Consider the following 16,775-nt stretch of genomic DNA (forward strand, 5'->3'; position numbering starts at 1 on the left):
CAGGGCACGGCAGGCCTTCTGATTATGTTTATCAACTGAATGCGGAGTATCCGAACATGCCAAAGATGAAAACCAAAAGTGGTGCTGCTAAGCGGTTTCTGAAAACTGCTAACGGTATCAAGCACAAGCACGCTTTCAAGAGCCACATCCTGACCAAAATGTCGACCAAGCGTAAGCGTCAACTGCGCGGTAGCAGCTTGCTGCATCCGTCTGACGTGGCAAAAGTCGAGCGCATGCTGCGCCTTCGTTAATTTTTGGATCAAGAATAGAGGAAGTAACTCATGGCTCGTGTAAAGCGTGGCGTCATTGCCCGTAAACGTCACAAAAAAATTCTGAAACTTGCTAAAGGCTACTACGGCGCACGCTCCCGCGTATTCCGTGTTGCCAAGCAAGCGGTAATCAAGGCAGGCCAATACGCCTACCGTGACCGTCGTCAGAAAAAACGTCAGTTCCGCGCTCTGTGGATCGCTCGTATCAACGCTGGTGCTCGTGTTAACGGTCTGTCCTACAGCCGATTCATCGCCGGCCTGAAAAAAGCGTCCATCGAGATCGACCGTAAGGTTCTGGCTGATCTGGCAGTGAACGAAAAAGCGGCGTTTGCTGCGATTGTCGAGAAAGCTAAAGCCACCTTGGCTTAAGTACCCCCGACAGTCACCCGGCCTCACCTCTGTGGGGTCAGGTGTTAAACGTCATAAATAGGGGAAGAGCCTTCAAGCTCTTCCCCTATTTTGTATCTGGAGTCTGTACATGGAAAACCTGGATGCGCTGGTCTCTCAAGCACTAGAGGCTGTGCAAAGCGCTGAAGATATCAATGCCCTGGAGCAAATCCGGGTTCAATACCTTGGCAAAAAAGGTGAATTGACTCAGGTGATGAAGACCCTGGGGAATTTGCCGGCAGAAGAGCGTCCGCAAGTCGGCGCCCTGATCAACGTTGCCAAGGAGCGTGTTACAGGCGTTCTCAATGCGCGCATGGCTTTGTTTGAGGAAGCCGAACTGGCTGCCAAACTGTCTGCCGAATCCATTGACGTGACCCTGCCGGGCCGTGGTCAGACCTCCGGTGGTCTGCATCCGGTAACCCGGACTCTGGAACGTATCGAACAGTTCTTCACCCATATCGGCTACGGCATCGCCGAAGGCCCTGAGGTCGAAGACGACTATCACAACTTCGAGGCGCTCAACATCCCAGGCCACCACCCGGCCCGGTCGATGCATGACACCTTCTATTTCAACGCCAACATGTTGCTGCGCACCCATACCTCGCCGGTACAGGTCCGCACCATGGAATCGAAAAAGCCGCCGATCCGCATCGTCTGCCCAGGTCGTGTGTACCGCAGCGACTCCGATATCACCCACTCGCCGATGTTCCACCAGGTCGAAGGCTTGCTGGTCGATCGCGATATCAACTTCGCCGACCTCAAAGGCACGATCGAAGAGTTCCTGCGGGTGTTCTTCGAAAAAGAACTGGCCGTGCGTTTCCGTCCTTCGTACTTCCCGTTCACCGAGCCTTCCGCCGAAGTCGACATGGAATGCGTGATGTGCAGTGGTAAAGGCTGCCGCGTCTGCAAACAGACCGGCTGGCTGGAAGTGATGGGCTGCGGCATGGTTCACCCGAACGTGTTGCGCATGTCCGGGATCGATCCGGAAGAGTTCTCGGGCTTTGCCTTCGGCATGGGCGTTGAGCGTCTGGCCATGCTGCGTTACGGCGTGAACGACTTGCGTCTGTTCTTCGACAACGACTTGCGGTTCCTCGCGCAATTTCGCTAGTCGTAACGAATTCTTAGGAGAGCAGGATGAAATTCAGTGAACAATGGCTGCGTGGCTGGGTCAGCCCGCAGGTAGATCGCGACGCGCTGGTTGCCCGTCTGTCGATGGCCGGTCTTGAGGTCGATAGCGTTACGCCGGCCGCCGGTGTTTTCAGTGGCGTGGTGGTGGGCGAGGTGCTGAGCACCGAGCAGCACCCCGATGCCGACAAATTGCGCGTTTGCCAGGTCAGCAATGGCGCGGAAACTTTCCAGGTCGTGTGCGGTGCGCCAAACGTGCGTCCGGGCCTGAAGATTCCGTTCGCGATGATCGGTGCCGAACTGCCGGGCGACTTCAAGATCAAGAAGGCCAAGCTGCGCGGCGTCGAGTCCAACGGCATGCTGTGCTCGCAAGCCGAACTTCAGATCGGCGAAGGCAATGACGGTCTGATGGAGCTGCCGGCTGATGCGCCGGTGGGCGAAGATTTCCGTGTTTATCTGGACCTGGAAGACGCCAGCATCGAAGTCGACCTGACTCCGAACCGTGGCGACTGTCTGTCTCTGGCTGGTCTGGCTCGTGAAGTCGGCGCGCTGTACGACGCTCCGGTCACTCGCCCGGTGGTGATGACCGTTCCGGCGGTGCACGATGAAGTGCGCTCGGTAGAGGTCCTGGCACCTGCCGCGTGCCCGCGTTATCTGGGTCGTGTCATTCGCAACGTTGACCTGTCCAAGCCGACGCCGCTGTGGATGGTTGAGCGTCTGCGTCGCTCTGAAGTGCGCAGCATCGATGCCGCAGTCGACATCACCAACTACGTAATGCTCGAGCTGGGTCAGCCGCTGCACGCCTTCGATCTCGCCGAAATCAATGGCGGCATCCGGGTGCGCATGGCGGAAGAGGGTGAGAAGCTCGTGCTGCTCGACGGTCAGGAAGTCAGCCTGCGCAGCGATACGCTGGTGATCGCCGACCACACTCGCGCTCTGGCGATTGCCGGCGTGATGGGTGGCGAGCACAGCGGCGTATCCGCGACCACTCGCGACGTGTTCCTTGAGAGTGCGTTCTTCGACCAGATCGCGGTGGCGGGCAAGGCTCGTTCCTACGGTCTGCACACCGACGCTTCGCACCGCTACGAGCGTGGTGTTGACTGGCAACTGGCCCGTGAAGCCATGGAGCGCGCCACTGGCCTGCTGCTGGACATCACCGGTGGCGAAGCCGGCCCGATCATCGAGACCGTCAGCGAGCAGCACCTGCCGTCGATCGCGCCGATCACTCTGCGTGCGCAGCGCATTACCCAGATGCTGGGCATGGAAATGGATTCCGCCGAAGTCGAGCGTCTGCTCAGCGCTTTGGGTCTGAAGGTTTCCGCCGACGGAGCAGGGCAGTGGCGCGTAGAAGTGCCGAGCCATCGCTTCGATATCAGCCTGGAAGTCGATCTGATCGAAGAGCTGGCACGTCTGTACGGTTACAACCGCCTGCCGGTTCGTTACCCGCAAGCTCGTCTGGCGCCACAGGCCAAGGCCGAAGCGCGCAGCGATCTGCCGGAACTGCGTCGTCTGCTGGTCGCTCGTGGTTATCAGGAAGCAATCACTTACAGTTTCATCGATCCGAAGCAGTTCGAGCTGTTCAACCCGGGCGTTGAGCCGCTGCTGTTGGCGAACCCGATCTCCAATGACATGGCCGCCATGCGTTCGTCGCTGTGGCCGGGTCTGGTCAAGGCGCTGCAGCACAACCTCAACCGTCAGCAGGATCGCGTTCGTCTGTTCGAGAGCGGTCTGCGCTTTGTAGGTCAGCTGGAAGGTCTGAAACAAGAGCCGATGATCGCCGGTGTGGTGTGCGGCAGCCGTCTGCCGGAAGGCTGGGCGCAAGGTCGCGACACCGTTGACTTCTTCGACGTCAAGGCTGACGTAGAAGCGGTGCTGGGCTTTGCTGGTGCGCTGGACCAGTTCACTTTTGCACCGGGTAAACATCCTGCACTGCATCCTGGTCAGACCGCACGCATCGAGCGGGAAGGGCGTGAAGTCGGCTTTATCGGCGCGATTCACCCTGAGTTGTCGAAATCCCTGGGTCTCGACCGTCCGGTCTTCGTCTTCGAGCTGGTTCTGGCTGAAGTCGCTCTGGGTAAAATGCCGAAATTCCATGAGTTGTCGCGCTTTCCTGAGGTGCGTCGTGACCTGGCACTGATTGCGCACAAAGACGTCGCAGCCTCGGCTGTACTGGACGTAATCCGTGAAAATGCAGGCGAATGGCTGACAGACCTCAGGCTATTTGACGTGTATCAGGGTAAAGGCATTGATCCTGATAGAAAAAGCCTTGCAGTCGGCTTGACCTGGCAGCATCCATCGCGCACTCTTAATGACGATGAGGTGAATTCGACGACGCAAAATATCCTCACCTCGCTCGAACAAAGGTTGAACGCCACGTTAAGGAAGTGACGTATGGGGGCTTTGACGAAAGCTGAGATGGCGGAACGTCTGTATGAAGAGCTGGGCCTGAACAAGCGGGAAGCCAAGGAATTGGTGGAGCTGTTTTTCGAGGAAATCAGGCACGCTCTCGAAGACAACGAGCAGGTCAAATTGTCGGGTTTCGGCAATTTCGACCTTCGGGACAAGCGCCAGCGGCCTGGCCGCAACCCGAAAACGGGGGAAGAAATCCCGATCACGGCTCGCCGTGTGGTCACCTTTCGTCCAGGGCAGAAGTTGAAGGCCCGAGTTGAGGCTTATGCTGGAACCAAGTCATAACGACGAACTACCCGTCATCCCGGGCAAACGCTACTTCACCATCGGTGAAGTCAGCGAGCTGTGTGCGGTAAAACCACACGTGCTGCGCTATTGGGAGCAGGAGTTTCCTCAGCTCAACCCCGTCAAACGCCGCGGAAACCGCCGGTATTATCAGCGACAGGACGTGCTGATGATCCGGCAGATCCGCGCGCTCCTTTACGATCAGGGGTTCACCATCGGCGGCGCACGTCTGCGTCTGTCCGGCGATGAAGCCAAAGACGACACCACCCAATACAAGCAAATGATCCGCCAGATGATCGCCGAGCTCGAAGACGTTCTGGTGGTTCTCAAGAAATAATTTCCTGCTTTTAAATACTTCCAGTTTTCAAAAGCTTGCGATATATTCTTGAGCGTTCTTCGAGACGAAGAGCGAGTTTCACGCCTAGTCGGGGCGTAGCGCAGTCCGGTAGCGCACTAGCATGGGGTGCTAGGGGTCGAGTGTTCGAATCACTCCGTCCCGACCATTATTCCTGAGTAAAATCAGACATTTAAGCCGATCACCTGGATCGGCTTTTTTGTGCCCGCGAAAAATTGCTGTTGCAGCAAAACCGTTCAAGGTTTCTTTTCTTCAAATCCATCCTTCGACCTGCTGGATGTTTGTGCGTCCTTCTCTGTCTCGTGGGACTCTGCACCGGAGTTCGACCCCGAGGCTTCTTCACCCTTTTTATTGGCCTTGTCTTCCTTGGATTCGGTGCCTCCCTGATTGACCCCTGGAATTCCGGTAGGCGGTACGCTGCTTCCCGCCATCGCCAGCGGTGCGGTGGCAGATAAAAGACTTCCAAGCATGAGGGCTGCAATGGTTCTGTTCATCGTCGGGCTTCCGCGTCAGGTGGATAGACGTTGGAAGTTCTGACTCGGGGTAAAGTGCCGGTCAACTGACGGGCGGGAACTCATAGCTATTCTTCACGCACGCCCGCTATAGATGTGGTTCAGCAAGAACAGCTCGATGATCGCCACAAAGACGCAGGTCACGACAAATCCGCGGGTGAAGACTCTGCGAGGCTTTTGGCCGGACGTCTGGAAGCCGTCAAGAATCGATAGCAGGTTTGAAAAAAAATCCAGTAAGTCCATCCGTTTTTGTCCTTCGTTCGGTGCCGGTATCGCGGTGCGGCGCAGTTTATCTCATCGACTCAATTGGTCACGGTCATGTTTCACTGCTCACGCAACTGGCTCCAGTCAATGCCGAACCGTCCGAGGTACTTCCTCAATCGGTCCGCATCATTGGGCTGCGCCTTCGCCTGTCGCGACACACCGAACAGTCGCCTGCCAGCATCCGACAAGCTGTCTGCCTGTCTACAAACCTCAAGCACTGCTTTCAATTGCAATCGATCAAACAGATCCAGCGTCTCGGCATCGCCCGGCAAGTCATTCGTCATCCCGGCCGGTTGCGCCAGGCCCCACGCATACCGCAGCCGATCAATTTCCTCCTCGACCTGCGCTTCATCGATTCGCCCGCTGTCGGCCAGCGTCGCCATGCGCGTGATCGAGGCCGAAAGCTCGCGGAAATTGCCCAGCCACGCAGCTTCCCGTGAGCTGGCGAAACTCAAGTAGCGCCGTCGTGCTTCAAGATTGAAGCGCACCAGTTGGCCGTGTTCGCGCGCGTGGCGTTCAAGCTCGAAATCGATGTTGGGTTCGATGTCTTCGCGGCGACCCGCCAGGCCCGGCAGGTCGAACGTCCAGAGGTTGATCCGTGCGTAGAGATCTTCCCTGAACAGACCTTCGGCGACGCGACTGCGCAGGTCGCGGTGGGTGCCGGCGATGATCAGGAAATCGCTGTCGACCTCCTTGTCCGAGCCCAGCGGGAAGAAGCGCTTCTCTTCGATGGCCTTGAGCAGCATGGCTTGTTCGTCCGCGCCCAGCTCGCCGATCTCGTCGAGAAACAACATGCCGCCGTCAGCTGCGCGCAGCAGGCCGTCGCGAGCGTTTTGTGCGCCGGTAAAGGCGCCTTTGACGTGGCCGAACAGCGCGGACATTGCCCCGTCGCCACGCAGGGTGGCGCAGTTGACTTCAACGAAACGTCCCTGCATTTGATGGCGACTGCGTTTGAGCTCGTAGATGCGTCGGGCGAGAAAGGATTTGCCGGCGCCGGTCGGGCCGATCAGCAGCATCGGCGCTTTCGAGCGCACGGCCACGCGTTCGATCTGCTCGATCGAGCGGTTGAATGCGGTGTTGCGGGTGGCGATGCCGGACTTGAGAAACTCCAGGCCTTCCAGACGTCTGTGGGTGAAGCGTGAAGCAATCCGGTCGTAGCGCGACAGATCCAGGTCGATCAGGGCGTGGGTGCCGGTGGCCGGTTCTTCTTCGCTCTTGCGGCGGGCGGGGGAGGTCTGGATCAGGCGCGCGGGCAGGTAGCGCGCCTCGGTCAGCAAGAACCAGCAGATCTGCGCGACGTGGGTCCCCGTGGTGATGTGCACCAGATAGTCCTCACGCTCGGTATCGAAGGTGTACTCGGAGGTGAAGTCGTGGAGTGCGCCGTAGACCTCTTCGAAATCCCAGGGGTTGCGCAACGCCATCGGGTGCAGGCGCACTTCCGTGCCCGGAGACACCTGACGGATGTCCTCGCGAATGCGTTCGGCCAGGCTCGCGTCCCGTGCATCTGTGCCGTGTATCAGTTCGAAGCGATGGATCAATACGTCCGGTTGCTGGCACAGGCCCACGCTAGGTCGCCAATGGTTCCAGCGATTGGCGCCTTTGCCTACGCGATCGAGGGTGGCGCCGATGAAACCGATGGCGACGGTGCGCTTGCTGGACATTGATTATCCTGAAAGATAAATGACGATATCGAATGATAGTGTTCTAGGGCTTTATTTGTCGTGATGAAAATCAGGTCACGCTCGTTAAAAAAATAAAAACGTTATAAATCAAATAGATAACAATATTTCACGATGGTCGTCAAAAATTGGCACAGCGGCTGCAATACCTCTCGCAACGAACAGGACAACACAGCGAGACGCAACGATGGCCAACTTCAACCTCTTCAATACGCAATCGAAAAACCTGCCGGCGTGCGACACCTTGAATGCTTCCCGAGCCGCGTCTTATGCCTATACGCCCAAGCATCAACTGGCCCAGTTGGCAGTCACCGGTTGCCTGAATTCGACCTTTTACGCATCCGCGCAAAGTCAGTTGGATCAGGTTTTGAAGCTGGTGGCGGAGCTGGACAGCCGTTTCGTGGCAAATGCCGCTCTTTACGCCCGTCAAAAGGGTCATATGAAAGACATGCCGGCGTTGTTGCTGGCAGCGCTGACGGCTCAGCGTTCGGCGCTGGTGCCGGAGGTGTTCGGGCAGGTCGTGGACAGCGGCAAGATGCTGCGCAACTTCGTGCAGATCCTGCGCAGTGGCGCCACCGGTCGCCGCTCCCTCGGTTCTCAACCCAAGCGTCTGGTGCAGAACTGGCTGAACAGCGCGACCGAGCGACAGCTGTTGCAGGCATCGATCGGCAATCAGCCTTCGCTGGCGGATGTGGTGAAGATGGTTCACCCAAAACCGTCCGAGGCCTGGCGCGAAGCGTTTTTTGCCTGGGTGATCGGCAAGCCGGTGGATGCACAGGCGTTGCCCGCACTGACTCGCGATTTGCTGGCCTTTCGCAGCGGTGCGAGTGATCAAGTGCCTGAAGTGCCGTTTCAACTGCTCGGTAACGAAACATTGAGCAAGGAACAATGGGCGGCGCAGGCGCGCAACATGGGCTGGCAGGGGCTGCGCATCAACCTCAATACGCTGGCGCGCCACGGTGCTTTTGAAGTACCGGGTTGTACCGAATACGTGGCTGCACGGTTGGCGGATCCCGAAGCCGTGGCCAAGGCGCGGGTGTATCCGTACCAGTTGCTGGCGGCGTACAGGATGGTCGGCGATGACGTGCCGGCGCTGATTCGCGAGGCTTTGCAGGATGCGCTGGAGCTGTCGTTGACCAATGTGCCGAAGCTTCAGGGTGCGGTGGTAATTTGCCCGGATGTTTCCGGCTCGATGGGCAGCCCGCTGACCGGTTACCGTCAGGGCGCGACCACGGCGGTGCGCTGCATCGATGTGGCGGCGTTGATTACGGCGGCGGTGTTGCGCAAACAACCGACGGCGCGGGTGATGCCGTTCGAATGGAAGGTGGTGGATATCACCCTCAACCCGCGCGACAGTGTGATCAGCAATGCCGAAAAGCTTGCGGGCATTTTCGGTGGCGGAACCTGCTGCTCGGCGCCGTTGAAGAAGCTGGCGGACAGCAAGGCCAGGGTCGATACGCTGATCATGGTGTCGGACAACGAATCCTGGATCGATGCGCGACGTCAGGGCGCCAGCGAGACGATGCTGCAATGGGAACGGATAAAGCGCATCAACCCTCAGGCACGCCTGATTTGCATTGACCTGCAACCGGGTTGGGCGACACCGGCGGCGGATCGTGACGACATCCTGAATGTCGGCGGTTTCAGTGACGCGGTGTTCGATGTGATCGAGCAGTTCACTGCCGGCCTGTACGGACCGCAGCACTGGGTCGAAGCGATTGAAAGCATGGGATGAGGCGATGAGCCGCCCAATGAATTGATTTGTCACGGGCACTGAATGCCGGTGGGACTACATCCAAGACGTCTCACCAAACCCTTGTCAGTGCGCGTGACGGCACGAATGCCGATGGCTGTACATCTGAGGCCGGCTAACCCCGGTGCGCGGCAACGCGCAACAGTCATCAACTTTTGTCGTGCCACCTTTTTTTGAATCTGCCGGCGACTGCCGGTGGGACTACTTGAAGAATCGAGATGATGAAAGAACACACTTACCAACTGCTGGAAGTCGCCAACGGCAAACCGATCAAGCTCTGGACCGAAGGCGTCCCGGTGGAAAACGAAGCGCGCGAGCAGTTGATGAACACGGCGAAGATGCCCTTCATCTTCAAGCACCTGGCGGTCATGCCGGACGTCCATCTGGGCAAGGGCTCGACCATCGGCAGCGTGATTCCAACGGTCGGCGCGATCATCCCGGCAGCGGTCGGGGTGGACATCGGTTGCGGCATGATTGCCGCGCGAACCTCGCTGACCGCGGCCGATCTGCCGGACAATCTGCATGGCCTGCGCAGTGCCATCGAACAAGCGGTGCCTCATGGCCGCAGTTCGACCCGGTCGCGCCGTGACAAAGGCGCCTGGGACGAAATCCCGCAACAGGCCGATCAGGCCTGGGCGGCGTTGAATCCACGGTTCAAGGCGATCACCGACAAGTACCCGAAACTGGCCAACACCAACAACCGCGGGCATCTCGGAACACTGGGCAGCGGTAACCACTTCATCGAAGTGTGCCTGGACGAGGCCAACCGGGTCTGGTTCATGTTGCACAGCGGCTCGCGCGGTGTCGGCAACGCCATCGGCAACCTGTTCATCCAGATGGCCCAGGCGGATATGCGTCAGCACATCGCCAACCTGCCGGATCGTGATCTGGCGTACTTCGAAGAAGGCAGCCGGCATTTTGATGACTACGTGGAGGCGGTGGGCTGGGCTCAGGATTTCGCCAAACAGAACCGTGCGCTGATGATGCAAGCGGTGATTCAGGCCACGCGGCAGATCATCCGCAAGCCGTTCGACGTCGCGCTGGAAGCGGTGAACTGCCACCACAACTACGTGCAGAAAGAGCGGCATTTCGGTGAGGAGATTCTGGTCACCCGCAAAGGCGCGGTATCGGCGAAGAAGGGCGAGTTGGGGATCATCCCCGGTTCGATGGGCGCCAAGAGTTTTATCGTGCGTGGTCTGGGCAACGAGGAATCGTTTTGCTCCTGCAGCCACGGTGCCGGTCGGACCATGAGCCGTACCAAGGCCAAAAACATGTTCACCGTCGAAGATCAGATCCGCGCCACCGCGCACGTCGAATGTCGCAAGGACGCTGCGGTGATCGATGAAATTCCGATGGCCTACAAGGACATCGACAAAGTCATGCACGCCCAGCGTGAGCTGGTTGAAGTGCTGCACACCCTGCGTCAGGTGGTGTGCGTCAAGGGATAACGCGTGCCGCAAGGCACGCCGGAACAAGGATTGAAGGACATGAAATTCGAAGAACGTCACCCGCTGTGCAGCGCCATGCGCGCCCGGGTGCTGGAAGAACTGGCGCGCATAGAACGCGAACGCAATGTCACGGTGCTGTATGCCTGCGAATCGGGCAGCCGGGCCTGGGGTTTTGCCTCGCCGGACAGTGATTACGATGTGCGCTTCGTTTATGTGGAGAAACCGGAGTGGTTCGTCCAGGTCGATACGCCAAGTGATGTGATCGAGCGGCCGCTGGATGACGAGCTGGATGTCAGTGGCTGGGAGCTGCGCAAAACCCTCGGGCTGTTGCGCAAATCCAACCCGACCTTGCTCGAATGGCTCGACTCACCGCTGGTTTATCGCAGCGAGACTGCAGCGGTTTCTCAGCTGCGGGCACTGGCCGAGGCGTTCTACAGCCCGCCAGCCGCGCGCAATCATTACCTGTCGATGGCGAAGAAGACCTTCCGTGGTTATCTGCAAGGCGAAAGCGTGCGGTTCAAGAAGTACTTCTATGTACTGCGGCCCCTGCTGGCGGTGCGCTGGATCGATCAGGGACGGGGTCGGCCGCCGATGGACGTTCAGCGATCTGCTGAGCACCGTCGATGACCGGGCCTTGCTCGATGAAGTCGATGAATTGCTTGCGCTCAAGCGCAATGCCGACGAAAGCGCTTACGGTCCTCGTCGTCCGGCGCTGCATGCGTTCATCGAGGAGGAACTTGAGCGTGTGGTGCCGACATTGCCCCGAACCCGGGAGGATTCGCGCCAGCTCAATCAATTCCTGCGGGAAACCGTTGGTTTGTACGCCTAAGGAAAAAAATGAAACAGGACGTGATTGAACTGGACGGCGCCATCGGCGGTGGCCAGGTGTTGCGCAGTGCGCTGAGTCTGTCGATGGTGACGGGCCAGGCGTTTCGAATAGAGCGGATTCGGGCCCGTCGCAGTCGTCCGGGCCTGTTGCGCCAGCATCTGACCGCCGTGATGGCGGCGGCGCAGGTCTGCGGTGCGAAGGTCCAGGGGGCTGAACTGGGCTCGCAGACATTGAGCTTCGAGCCAGGGCCGATCCGTGGCGGCGATTATCGCCTTGCCATTGGCACCGCCGGCAGTTGCACCCTGGTGTTGCAAACCTTGCTGCCCGCCTTGTTACTGGCGCCGCAAGCCAGCCGCGTGCGGATCAGCGGCGGCACGCATAATCCGCTGGCACCACCGACCGATTTTCTCAGCCGCAGCTGGCTGCCGCTGCTGCGACGCATGGGCGCGGAGGTTGAACTGACGTTGCTGCGCCACGGGTTTGTACCGGCGGGTGGCGGTGAAATCGACGTCAGGGTGCAACCATCGAAACTGTCAGCACTGCACTTGTGTGAGCGCGGTTTGCCGCTTTCGCAACAGGCGTTTGCGCTGACGGCGGGACTGGCGCCGAGTGTCGGTGTCCGCGAGCTCGAAAGGGTGGCCCAGCGATTGAACATGGTGTCAGCAGAATTGAACACCGTCATCCTTGATCCGGCATGTGGACCGGGCAATGTGCTGCTGCTGGAATATGCGTTTGAACACGTCACCGAGGTTTTCAGCGCTTTCGGTCAAGCCTCACTGCGTTCGGAGAAGGTGGCGGACGCCGCGATCGATCAAGCGACCGATTGGTTGCACAGCGGTGCGGCGGTAGCGGAGCATCTGGCTGATCAACTGCTGTTGCCGATGGTGCTGGCCGGAGGTGGATCGTTTACCACGCCCAGGATGACCGAGCATTTGCACAGCAACATCTCGGTGATCGAGCGGTTTGTACCGATCCACGTCCAGTGCCAGGAAGAAGGCGCAGACCGGTTAAAGGTTGAAGTTCGCGCTCGGGAGCAATAGGCGGCAAATTGCTGGCCCCCGAAAGCTTTCAGTCCCGGCAAACTCGCCTTTTTTCAAAAGGTTAGGTGGGCTATATGCGGACGATTGTCATCACCGTAGCAACGCTTTCCCTCGCTCTGTTCGCGTTGGAGGCCCAGGCCAGGGAACTGAGCAAGAGCCATCGTTTTGCGTGTGCCTGGGGCTCGGACATCGCGGCCGGCGCGCAACAATCGAAGTTGTCAGGGATTTCCCTGTATGGCGCGCGCAAGCGCTTGCAGGCACGCAAGTTTCAGCAACCGTGGATGCGCATGACCGCCATGGGCATTACCGAGCAGACCTATGACAGCGCGTCGCGCCTCAAGCCGGCGGCCGTCAAGCAAACCTACTACGAGCAGTGCGTTCGCCATGAACTGGCCCAGCGTTGAACGAAAAAGCCCGACCTGAAGAGGTCGGGCTTTTTCATGTCCGCTGCAATGACAGCGTCACTTGTCACTTTCGCAATTGACCATCCACGACACGCCAAAACGATCCACCAACATGCCAAAGCGCGCTGCCCAGAAGGTGGCTTCCAGCGGCATGTCGACGCGACCGTCCCTGGCCAGGGCGTTAAATACCCGTTCGGCCTCGGCGATGCTGTCGACATTCAGGGAAATCGAGCAACCGCTCATGCCTTGGGTCGGGCGATCGGGGGTGGTGTCCGAAGCCATGAGCATTTGATCGCCGACTTTCAGGCAGGTGTGGATGATCAGGTTGTGATGCTCTTTCGGTACATGTTCGGCGGCCGGGGTTTCGCCGAAGGTCATCATCGCTTCGAGCTTGCCTTGCAGGCATTGCTCGTAAAACGTGAAGGCAGCGCGGCAGTCGCCGTTGAAGATCAGGTACGGGTTGATTTTCATGGGTGTGCTCCCGAATAGGCAGTGGAACGCTGCGCGGCCGGGTGTGCCGAAGCAGCGTCATGGATGGACTCCCTCCAGCAAAGCGTTAGAACGCCGGATTGCCAGCCGATGCTGCAAGAATTTCCTTTCGGGGTGACCGATGGTCTGCGGGGGAGGGGCGTCAGGAGTCGCGCGGGTTTTTCTGTACCACAGCGCCCGCCACTCGGGCGGCAGGTCGGGTCTGCATCAGCGCATCAATCGCTTTGCGATAGTTCTGTCCGCCCAGCGCCATGCTGTTGTTGTGGGTTGCGCCGGGCACCAGCAACAGGCGCTTCGGCTGCCGGGCGGCAGCGAACAGTTGTTCGCTGAAGCGTGACGGCACGAAGGCGTCGGCCAGACCGTGCACCACCAGCAACGGCATGTGGATTTCGGCGATCTTGTCGATGGAGTCGAATTTCTGCGACAACAGCCAGCGTACCGGAAGGGAGGTGTTGGCCACGGCTGCCGCAACATCCGCCAGGGAGGTAAACGTGGATTCGATGACCAGCCCGCGCACCGGCAGTGGGGTGTGATTTCTGGCGGCATCGCGACCGAGTTCGGCAGCCAGATCGATGGCGACCGCGCCGCCCAGCGAGTGCCCGTAGATCAGGCGTTTGTTCGGGTCAGGTTGCAACAGCTGGAAGCGTTCCCAGGCCACCCGCGCATCCTCGTACACCGTGCTTTCCGACGGCAGGTCGCCGTGGCTCTGGCCGAAGCCGCGATAGTCGATGGCCAGTACCGAATAACCTGCCGCGCGCAATTGTTCGATACGAAACAGCTGCCCGGTGAGGTTCCAGCGCACGCCATGCAGATAGAGGATGGCCGGTGCATCGGCGCGCTCCGCCGGCCACCACCAGGCGTGAATGTTTTGTCCGGCCTTGAAGCTTTTCGGTTGCAGGTCGAGTTCCTGCACGCTGCCGGGCAAGCCGTGATACCAGCCGGCGGTGCCCGGCTCGATGCGAAACAGCAGTTTGCGCTCGGTGTGTTCCAGGACGGCACAACTCGCCGGCACGCCGATGATCAGGGCGGCCATGCAGGCGAACGCCAGACGGCGGCGTCGAAGTCGGGTCATGAAGGCAAGGAACATTAAACGTTTCACCAAGGCGCGGACAAAGAACGCTTTTTACCAGATGCCTTGACCCGCGCGTGACATTTTCGACCACCGCAAGCCTGCAACGATTACAAAATGCTGCAACGACTCAATCGATCTTCAGCACGATCTTGCCGATGTGGTCGCCCGCTTCCATGTGCGCATGGGCCTTGGCTGCGTCGGCGAGCGGGTAGACCTTGTCGATGATCGGCAGGCAACGCCCGGCAGCCAGCGCCGGCCAGACGTGTTCGCGCAATTGATCGGCGATGGCGGCTTTTTCCGCCGAGGTACGGGCACGCAGGAGGGAACCGGTGACCACCGCACGCTTGCCGAGGATCGCCAGCAGATCGATGTCGTTGGCCCGCGCGCCGCCGAGGAAGCCGATCATTACCAACCGCCCATCCATCCCCAAGGCGCTGATGTTCCCGTTGAGGTACGAGCCGCCCATGATGTCGAGGATCACATTGACGCCCTGGCCGGCGGTTTTCTCGGCGATGACCGCGGCGAACTCCTGTTCCCGGTAGTTGATCGCTTCCCCGCCAAGGTTACGGATCGCCGCGCATTTGTCGGGGCTGCCTGCGGTGGCGAAAGCTTCGATGCCAAACTCGCGGCACAGCATCAACGCGGTGGTGCCGATGCCGCTGGTGCCGCCGTGAATCAAGGCGCGCTCGCCACGGCTGGCGCCGCCAAGGCCGAACAGGTTGGCCCATACCGTGAAAAAGGTTTCCGGAATGGCCGCAGCCTGGATCCAGTCCAGCCCATCGGGGATCGGCAGGGCTTGGCCAGCCGGGACTGTGCAGTATTCGGCGTAACCTCCGCCATTGGTCAGCGCGCAGACCCGGTCACCGACCACGAATGCGCTGACACCGCTGCCAACTGCTACGACCTCGCCGGCCACTTCAAGGCCCGGGATCGGGTTCATGCCGGGTTTCATCGGGTACTTGCCGGCGCGTTGCAGGGCGTCCGGGCGATTGACGCCGGCGGCGTGCACACGGATCAGCACTTCGCCTTCTGCGGCGACCGGCAGCGGTACGCGTCGGGATTGCAGAACCTCGGGCCCACCCGGTTCGGTGATTTCGATTCGGGTCATTTCAGTGGGCAACGTCATTTTCGATTCCTCTTGAAAAAGTGGTCAGTAGATGGGAACGCAGTCAGGGCGCAATGATTCCCGTCATTCGGCGCAGCAGCGTTGTTCGACGGAGGAGGGCAGCCATTTCATGGCGTGCTCAAGTATCAGCGCGATCACGATGGCACCGCCGGCAATCACGAAGAGCAGCGCATGTTGTCCGCCCGTGGCGTTGAACAGCGCCGAATAGGCGAAGCCCGCCAGCGCCTGAAACGTGGCGAACGACACCGTGGCCCGGCTCCACGCCACCTGTTGGCGATGGTGATCCGGCACCAGCTCATGCACCCGGGCCAGTGCTAGCGGCACAATGCCCGGCGGAAATGAACCAAGGATCACCGCCAGCAGCGCCAACGCCAGGAACGAATGTGAAACCGCCAGCAAACCCAGGGTGATCGCCTGCACCACCAGCACCAGACGAATGCCGGTCCGCGCGCCAAGGTGATCGGCGAGGAAGCCATAACTCACCGGGCCGACGATGGCGCCCAGGCCGTACATGACCCAGATCAGCGCGCCGACGTGCGCCCCGGCGCCCAGGCCACGGGCGACGTAATCCACCAGGAAAACCATGGCCGGCACCAGCCCGGCGGCCATGAATGCGTATTGGGCAAACAGCAGATAAACAGCAGGCGGTGTCGGAGCGACCGGTTCCACCTGAGCCGTTGCGGTGGTTGCGTGGGTCAGCTCCGAAGGCCAGCCGAACCAGCTCAATGCCGTCAGTGCCAGCGACAAAGCGCCCAATCCCAGCCAGGTCGCCTGCAGGCCCAGCCCCAACAGCAATGGAACAATCGTCCCCGATCCGGCGATGCCCAGACCGATGCCGAGGAAAATCGCCCCGCTGGCCAGGCCTTTGCGCGCGGCCGGTACATGGGGCAATACAGTCGCAGCCACCAGCACCATGATCGCGCCGCCTGCGATCCCGGACAGCAGGCGCCAGCCGAAATACCAGCTCACCGACACGGGATACGCACAGGCAAAAAACGCCACGGTCACCGCCAGCATCATCAGTCGCAAGGCATTTCTCTGGGTGAGACGACGTGCCAGCGGTCGGCCGAGGAGGGCGCCGATCAGGTAACCGACCAGGTTGGCCGCGCCGAGATAGACCACATCATGGGCGGAAAACCATTGGGCCTGAATCAGCGAAGGGATCAGCGGCGTGTAGGCGAAACGCGCCAGACCGATGCTGACCAGGCTGGCGCAAAGTCCGGCGAAGATCGCCAGCCAGACACTTGTGTCCGGACGTTCGGGCGAAACAGTTGAAGTGTGCATGACGGCAATCCTTTGAAAGGTTTATGGCGCCCAGCATATCGGCTA

General features: G+C 59.8%; 17 protein-coding genes, 1 tRNA gene and 1 pseudogene. 12 read left to right on the forward strand and 7 right to left on the reverse strand.

Annotated features, from left to right (window positions below; genetic code table 11):
* The first annotated feature begins 56 nt into the window (after positions 1–56).
* The 7 genes from rpmI (at position 57) to AC07Y2_RS19170 (ending at position 4,978) form a co-directional block, all read left to right on the forward strand.
* Positions 57–251, forward strand: coding sequence for a 50S ribosomal protein L35 (rpmI, locus tag AC07Y2_RS19140; protein ID WP_002553160.1), 195 nt, complete (start codon positions 57–59; stop codon positions 249–251).
* 30 nt (positions 252–281) lie between these two features.
* Positions 282–638 carry a 50S ribosomal protein L20 gene (gene rplT, locus AC07Y2_RS19145; RefSeq protein ID WP_002553161.1) on the forward strand — a complete coding sequence of 119 codons (357 nt, stop codon included), beginning with the start codon at positions 282–284 and terminating at the stop codon, positions 636–638.
* A gap of 109 nt (positions 639–747) precedes the next feature.
* Positions 748–1,764: a phenylalanine--tRNA ligase subunit alpha gene (pheS, locus tag AC07Y2_RS19150; RefSeq protein ID WP_011333387.1), complete on the forward strand. Its 1,017-nt coding sequence runs from the start codon at positions 748–750 to the stop codon at positions 1,762–1,764.
* Positions 1,765–1,790: 26 nt separating this feature from the next.
* Positions 1,791–4,169 carry a phenylalanine--tRNA ligase subunit beta gene (pheT, locus tag AC07Y2_RS19155; protein WP_103386627.1) on the forward strand — a complete coding sequence of 793 codons (2,379 nt, stop codon included), beginning with the start codon at positions 1,791–1,793 and terminating at the stop codon, positions 4,167–4,169.
* Between the two features lie 3 nt (positions 4,170–4,172).
* Positions 4,173–4,475 carry an integration host factor subunit alpha gene (gene ihfA, locus AC07Y2_RS19160; RefSeq protein ID WP_002553164.1) on the forward strand — a complete coding sequence of 101 codons (303 nt, stop codon included), beginning with the start codon at positions 4,173–4,175 and terminating at the stop codon, positions 4,473–4,475.
* Positions 4,456–4,812 carry a MerR family transcriptional regulator gene (locus AC07Y2_RS19165; protein ID WP_003179985.1) on the forward strand — a complete coding sequence of 119 codons (357 nt, stop codon included), beginning with the start codon at positions 4,456–4,458 and terminating at the stop codon, positions 4,810–4,812. Before ihfA ends, AC07Y2_RS19165 begins: the two co-directional genes overlap by 20 nt.
* A gap of 89 nt (positions 4,813–4,901) precedes the next feature.
* Positions 4,902–4,978: transfer RNA gene (locus AC07Y2_RS19170), tRNA-Pro, on the forward strand.
* Positions 4,979–5,066: 88 nt separating this feature from the next.
* Here the strand turns inward: AC07Y2_RS19170 and AC07Y2_RS19175 are convergent.
* The 3 genes from AC07Y2_RS19175 to rtcR all read right to left on the reverse strand — a co-directional run bounded on the left by AC07Y2_RS19175 (position 5,067) and on the right by rtcR (position 7,267).
* Complete coding sequence (locus AC07Y2_RS19175) at positions 5,067–5,324, reverse strand: hypothetical protein (protein ID WP_103386628.1); 258 nt, start codon at positions 5,322–5,324, stop codon at positions 5,067–5,069.
* A gap of 93 nt (positions 5,325–5,417) precedes the next feature.
* Positions 5,418–5,585: a hypothetical protein gene (locus AC07Y2_RS19180; RefSeq protein WP_166742349.1), complete on the reverse strand. Its 168-nt coding sequence runs from the start codon at positions 5,583–5,585 to the stop codon at positions 5,418–5,420.
* A gap of 80 nt (positions 5,586–5,665) precedes the next feature.
* Positions 5,666–7,267, reverse strand: coding sequence for an RNA repair transcriptional activator RtcR (gene rtcR, locus AC07Y2_RS19185; RefSeq protein ID WP_103386629.1), 1,602 nt, complete (start codon positions 7,265–7,267; stop codon positions 5,666–5,668).
* A 205-nt stretch (positions 7,268–7,472) separates the two neighbouring features.
* Between rtcR and AC07Y2_RS19190 the strand changes: the two genes are divergently transcribed.
* From AC07Y2_RS19190 to AC07Y2_RS19210, 5 genes and pseudogenes are all read left to right on the forward strand, one after another.
* Positions 7,473–9,020: a TROVE domain-containing protein gene (locus AC07Y2_RS19190; RefSeq protein WP_103386630.1), complete on the forward strand. Its 1,548-nt coding sequence runs from the start codon at positions 7,473–7,475 to the stop codon at positions 9,018–9,020.
* Positions 9,021–9,259: 239 nt separating this feature from the next.
* The gene (locus AC07Y2_RS19195) at positions 9,260–10,486 is read left to right on the forward strand and encodes an RtcB family protein (protein ID WP_103386641.1); all 1,227 of its coding nucleotides are present in this window, start codon (positions 9,260–9,262) and stop codon (positions 10,484–10,486) included.
* 39 nt (positions 10,487–10,525) lie between these two features.
* A pseudogene (locus tag AC07Y2_RS19200) lies at positions 10,526–11,315 on the forward strand (nucleotidyltransferase domain-containing protein).
* A gap of 8 nt (positions 11,316–11,323) precedes the next feature.
* Complete coding sequence (gene rtcA / locus AC07Y2_RS19205) at positions 11,324–12,355, forward strand: RNA 3'-terminal phosphate cyclase (protein WP_103386631.1); 1,032 nt, start codon at positions 11,324–11,326, stop codon at positions 12,353–12,355.
* A gap of 74 nt (positions 12,356–12,429) precedes the next feature.
* Positions 12,430–12,759, forward strand: coding sequence for a hypothetical protein (locus AC07Y2_RS19210; protein ID WP_039771542.1), 330 nt, complete (start codon positions 12,430–12,432; stop codon positions 12,757–12,759).
* A gap of 57 nt (positions 12,760–12,816) precedes the next feature.
* Here AC07Y2_RS19210 and AC07Y2_RS19215 read toward each other — a convergent pair whose 3' ends face one another.
* The 4 genes from AC07Y2_RS19215 to AC07Y2_RS19230 form a co-directional block, all read right to left on the reverse strand.
* Complete coding sequence (locus AC07Y2_RS19215; protein WP_074687707.1) at positions 12,817–13,230, reverse strand: VOC family protein; 414 nt, start codon at positions 13,228–13,230, stop codon at positions 12,817–12,819.
* Positions 13,231–13,390: 160 nt separating this feature from the next.
* Positions 13,391–14,335: an alpha/beta hydrolase gene (locus AC07Y2_RS19220; protein ID WP_074687708.1), complete on the reverse strand. Its 945-nt coding sequence runs from the start codon at positions 14,333–14,335 to the stop codon at positions 13,391–13,393.
* Between the two features lie 112 nt (positions 14,336–14,447).
* Positions 14,448–15,446, reverse strand: a complete 999-nt coding sequence (locus tag AC07Y2_RS19225) for an NAD(P)H-quinone oxidoreductase (protein WP_085667859.1) — start codon at positions 15,444–15,446, stop codon at positions 14,448–14,450.
* 63 nt (positions 15,447–15,509) lie between these two features.
* Positions 15,510–16,730 carry a YbfB/YjiJ family MFS transporter gene (locus AC07Y2_RS19230; protein ID WP_103386632.1) on the reverse strand — a complete coding sequence of 407 codons (1,221 nt, stop codon included), beginning with the start codon at positions 16,728–16,730 and terminating at the stop codon, positions 15,510–15,512.
* Positions 16,731–16,775: the final 45 nt, after the last annotated feature.

It is taken from the genome of Pseudomonas sp. GW456-12-1-14-TSB6, from assembly GCF_059424205.1.

Coding starts and splice junctions, on each gene's coding strand:
- AC07Y2_RS19165 (WP_003179985.1), top strand. CDS start 4,456: ATGCTGGAACCAAGTCATAACGACGAACTACCCGTCATCCCGGGCAAA.
- rpmI (WP_002553160.1), top strand. CDS start 57: ATGCCAAAGATGAAAACCAAAAGTGGTGCTGCTAAGCGGTTTCTGAAA.
- AC07Y2_RS19210 (WP_039771542.1), top strand. CDS start 12,430: ATGCGGACGATTGTCATCACCGTAGCAACGCTTTCCCTCGCTCTGTTC.
- rplT (WP_002553161.1), top strand. CDS start 282: ATGGCTCGTGTAAAGCGTGGCGTCATTGCCCGTAAACGTCACAAAAAA.
- AC07Y2_RS19225 (WP_085667859.1), bottom strand. CDS start 15,446: ATGACGTTGCCCACTGAAATGACCCGAATCGAAATCACCGAACCGGGT.
- pheT (WP_103386627.1), top strand. CDS start 1,791: ATGAAATTCAGTGAACAATGGCTGCGTGGCTGGGTCAGCCCGCAGGTA.
- AC07Y2_RS19230 (WP_103386632.1), bottom strand. CDS start 16,730: ATGCACACTTCAACTGTTTCGCCCGAACGTCCGGACACAAGTGTCTGG.
- rtcA (WP_103386631.1), top strand. CDS start 11,324: ATGAAACAGGACGTGATTGAACTGGACGGCGCCATCGGCGGTGGCCAG.
- AC07Y2_RS19190 (WP_103386630.1), top strand. CDS start 7,473: ATGGCCAACTTCAACCTCTTCAATACGCAATCGAAAAACCTGCCGGCG.
- AC07Y2_RS19195 (WP_103386641.1), top strand. CDS start 9,260: ATGAAAGAACACACTTACCAACTGCTGGAAGTCGCCAACGGCAAACCG.
- rtcR (WP_103386629.1), bottom strand. CDS start 7,267: ATGTCCAGCAAGCGCACCGTCGCCATCGGTTTCATCGGCGCCACCCTC.
- AC07Y2_RS19215 (WP_074687707.1), bottom strand. CDS start 13,230: ATGAAAATCAACCCGTACCTGATCTTCAACGGCGACTGCCGCGCTGCC.
- AC07Y2_RS19180 (WP_166742349.1), bottom strand. CDS start 5,585: ATGGACTTACTGGATTTTTTTTCAAACCTGCTATCGATTCTTGACGGC.
- AC07Y2_RS19175 (WP_103386628.1), bottom strand. CDS start 5,324: ATGAACAGAACCATTGCAGCCCTCATGCTTGGAAGTCTTTTATCTGCC.
- AC07Y2_RS19220 (WP_074687708.1), bottom strand. CDS start 14,335: ATGTTCCTTGCCTTCATGACCCGACTTCGACGCCGCCGTCTGGCGTTC.
- pheS (WP_011333387.1), top strand. CDS start 748: ATGGAAAACCTGGATGCGCTGGTCTCTCAAGCACTAGAGGCTGTGCAA.
- ihfA (WP_002553164.1), top strand. CDS start 4,173: ATGGGGGCTTTGACGAAAGCTGAGATGGCGGAACGTCTGTATGAAGAG.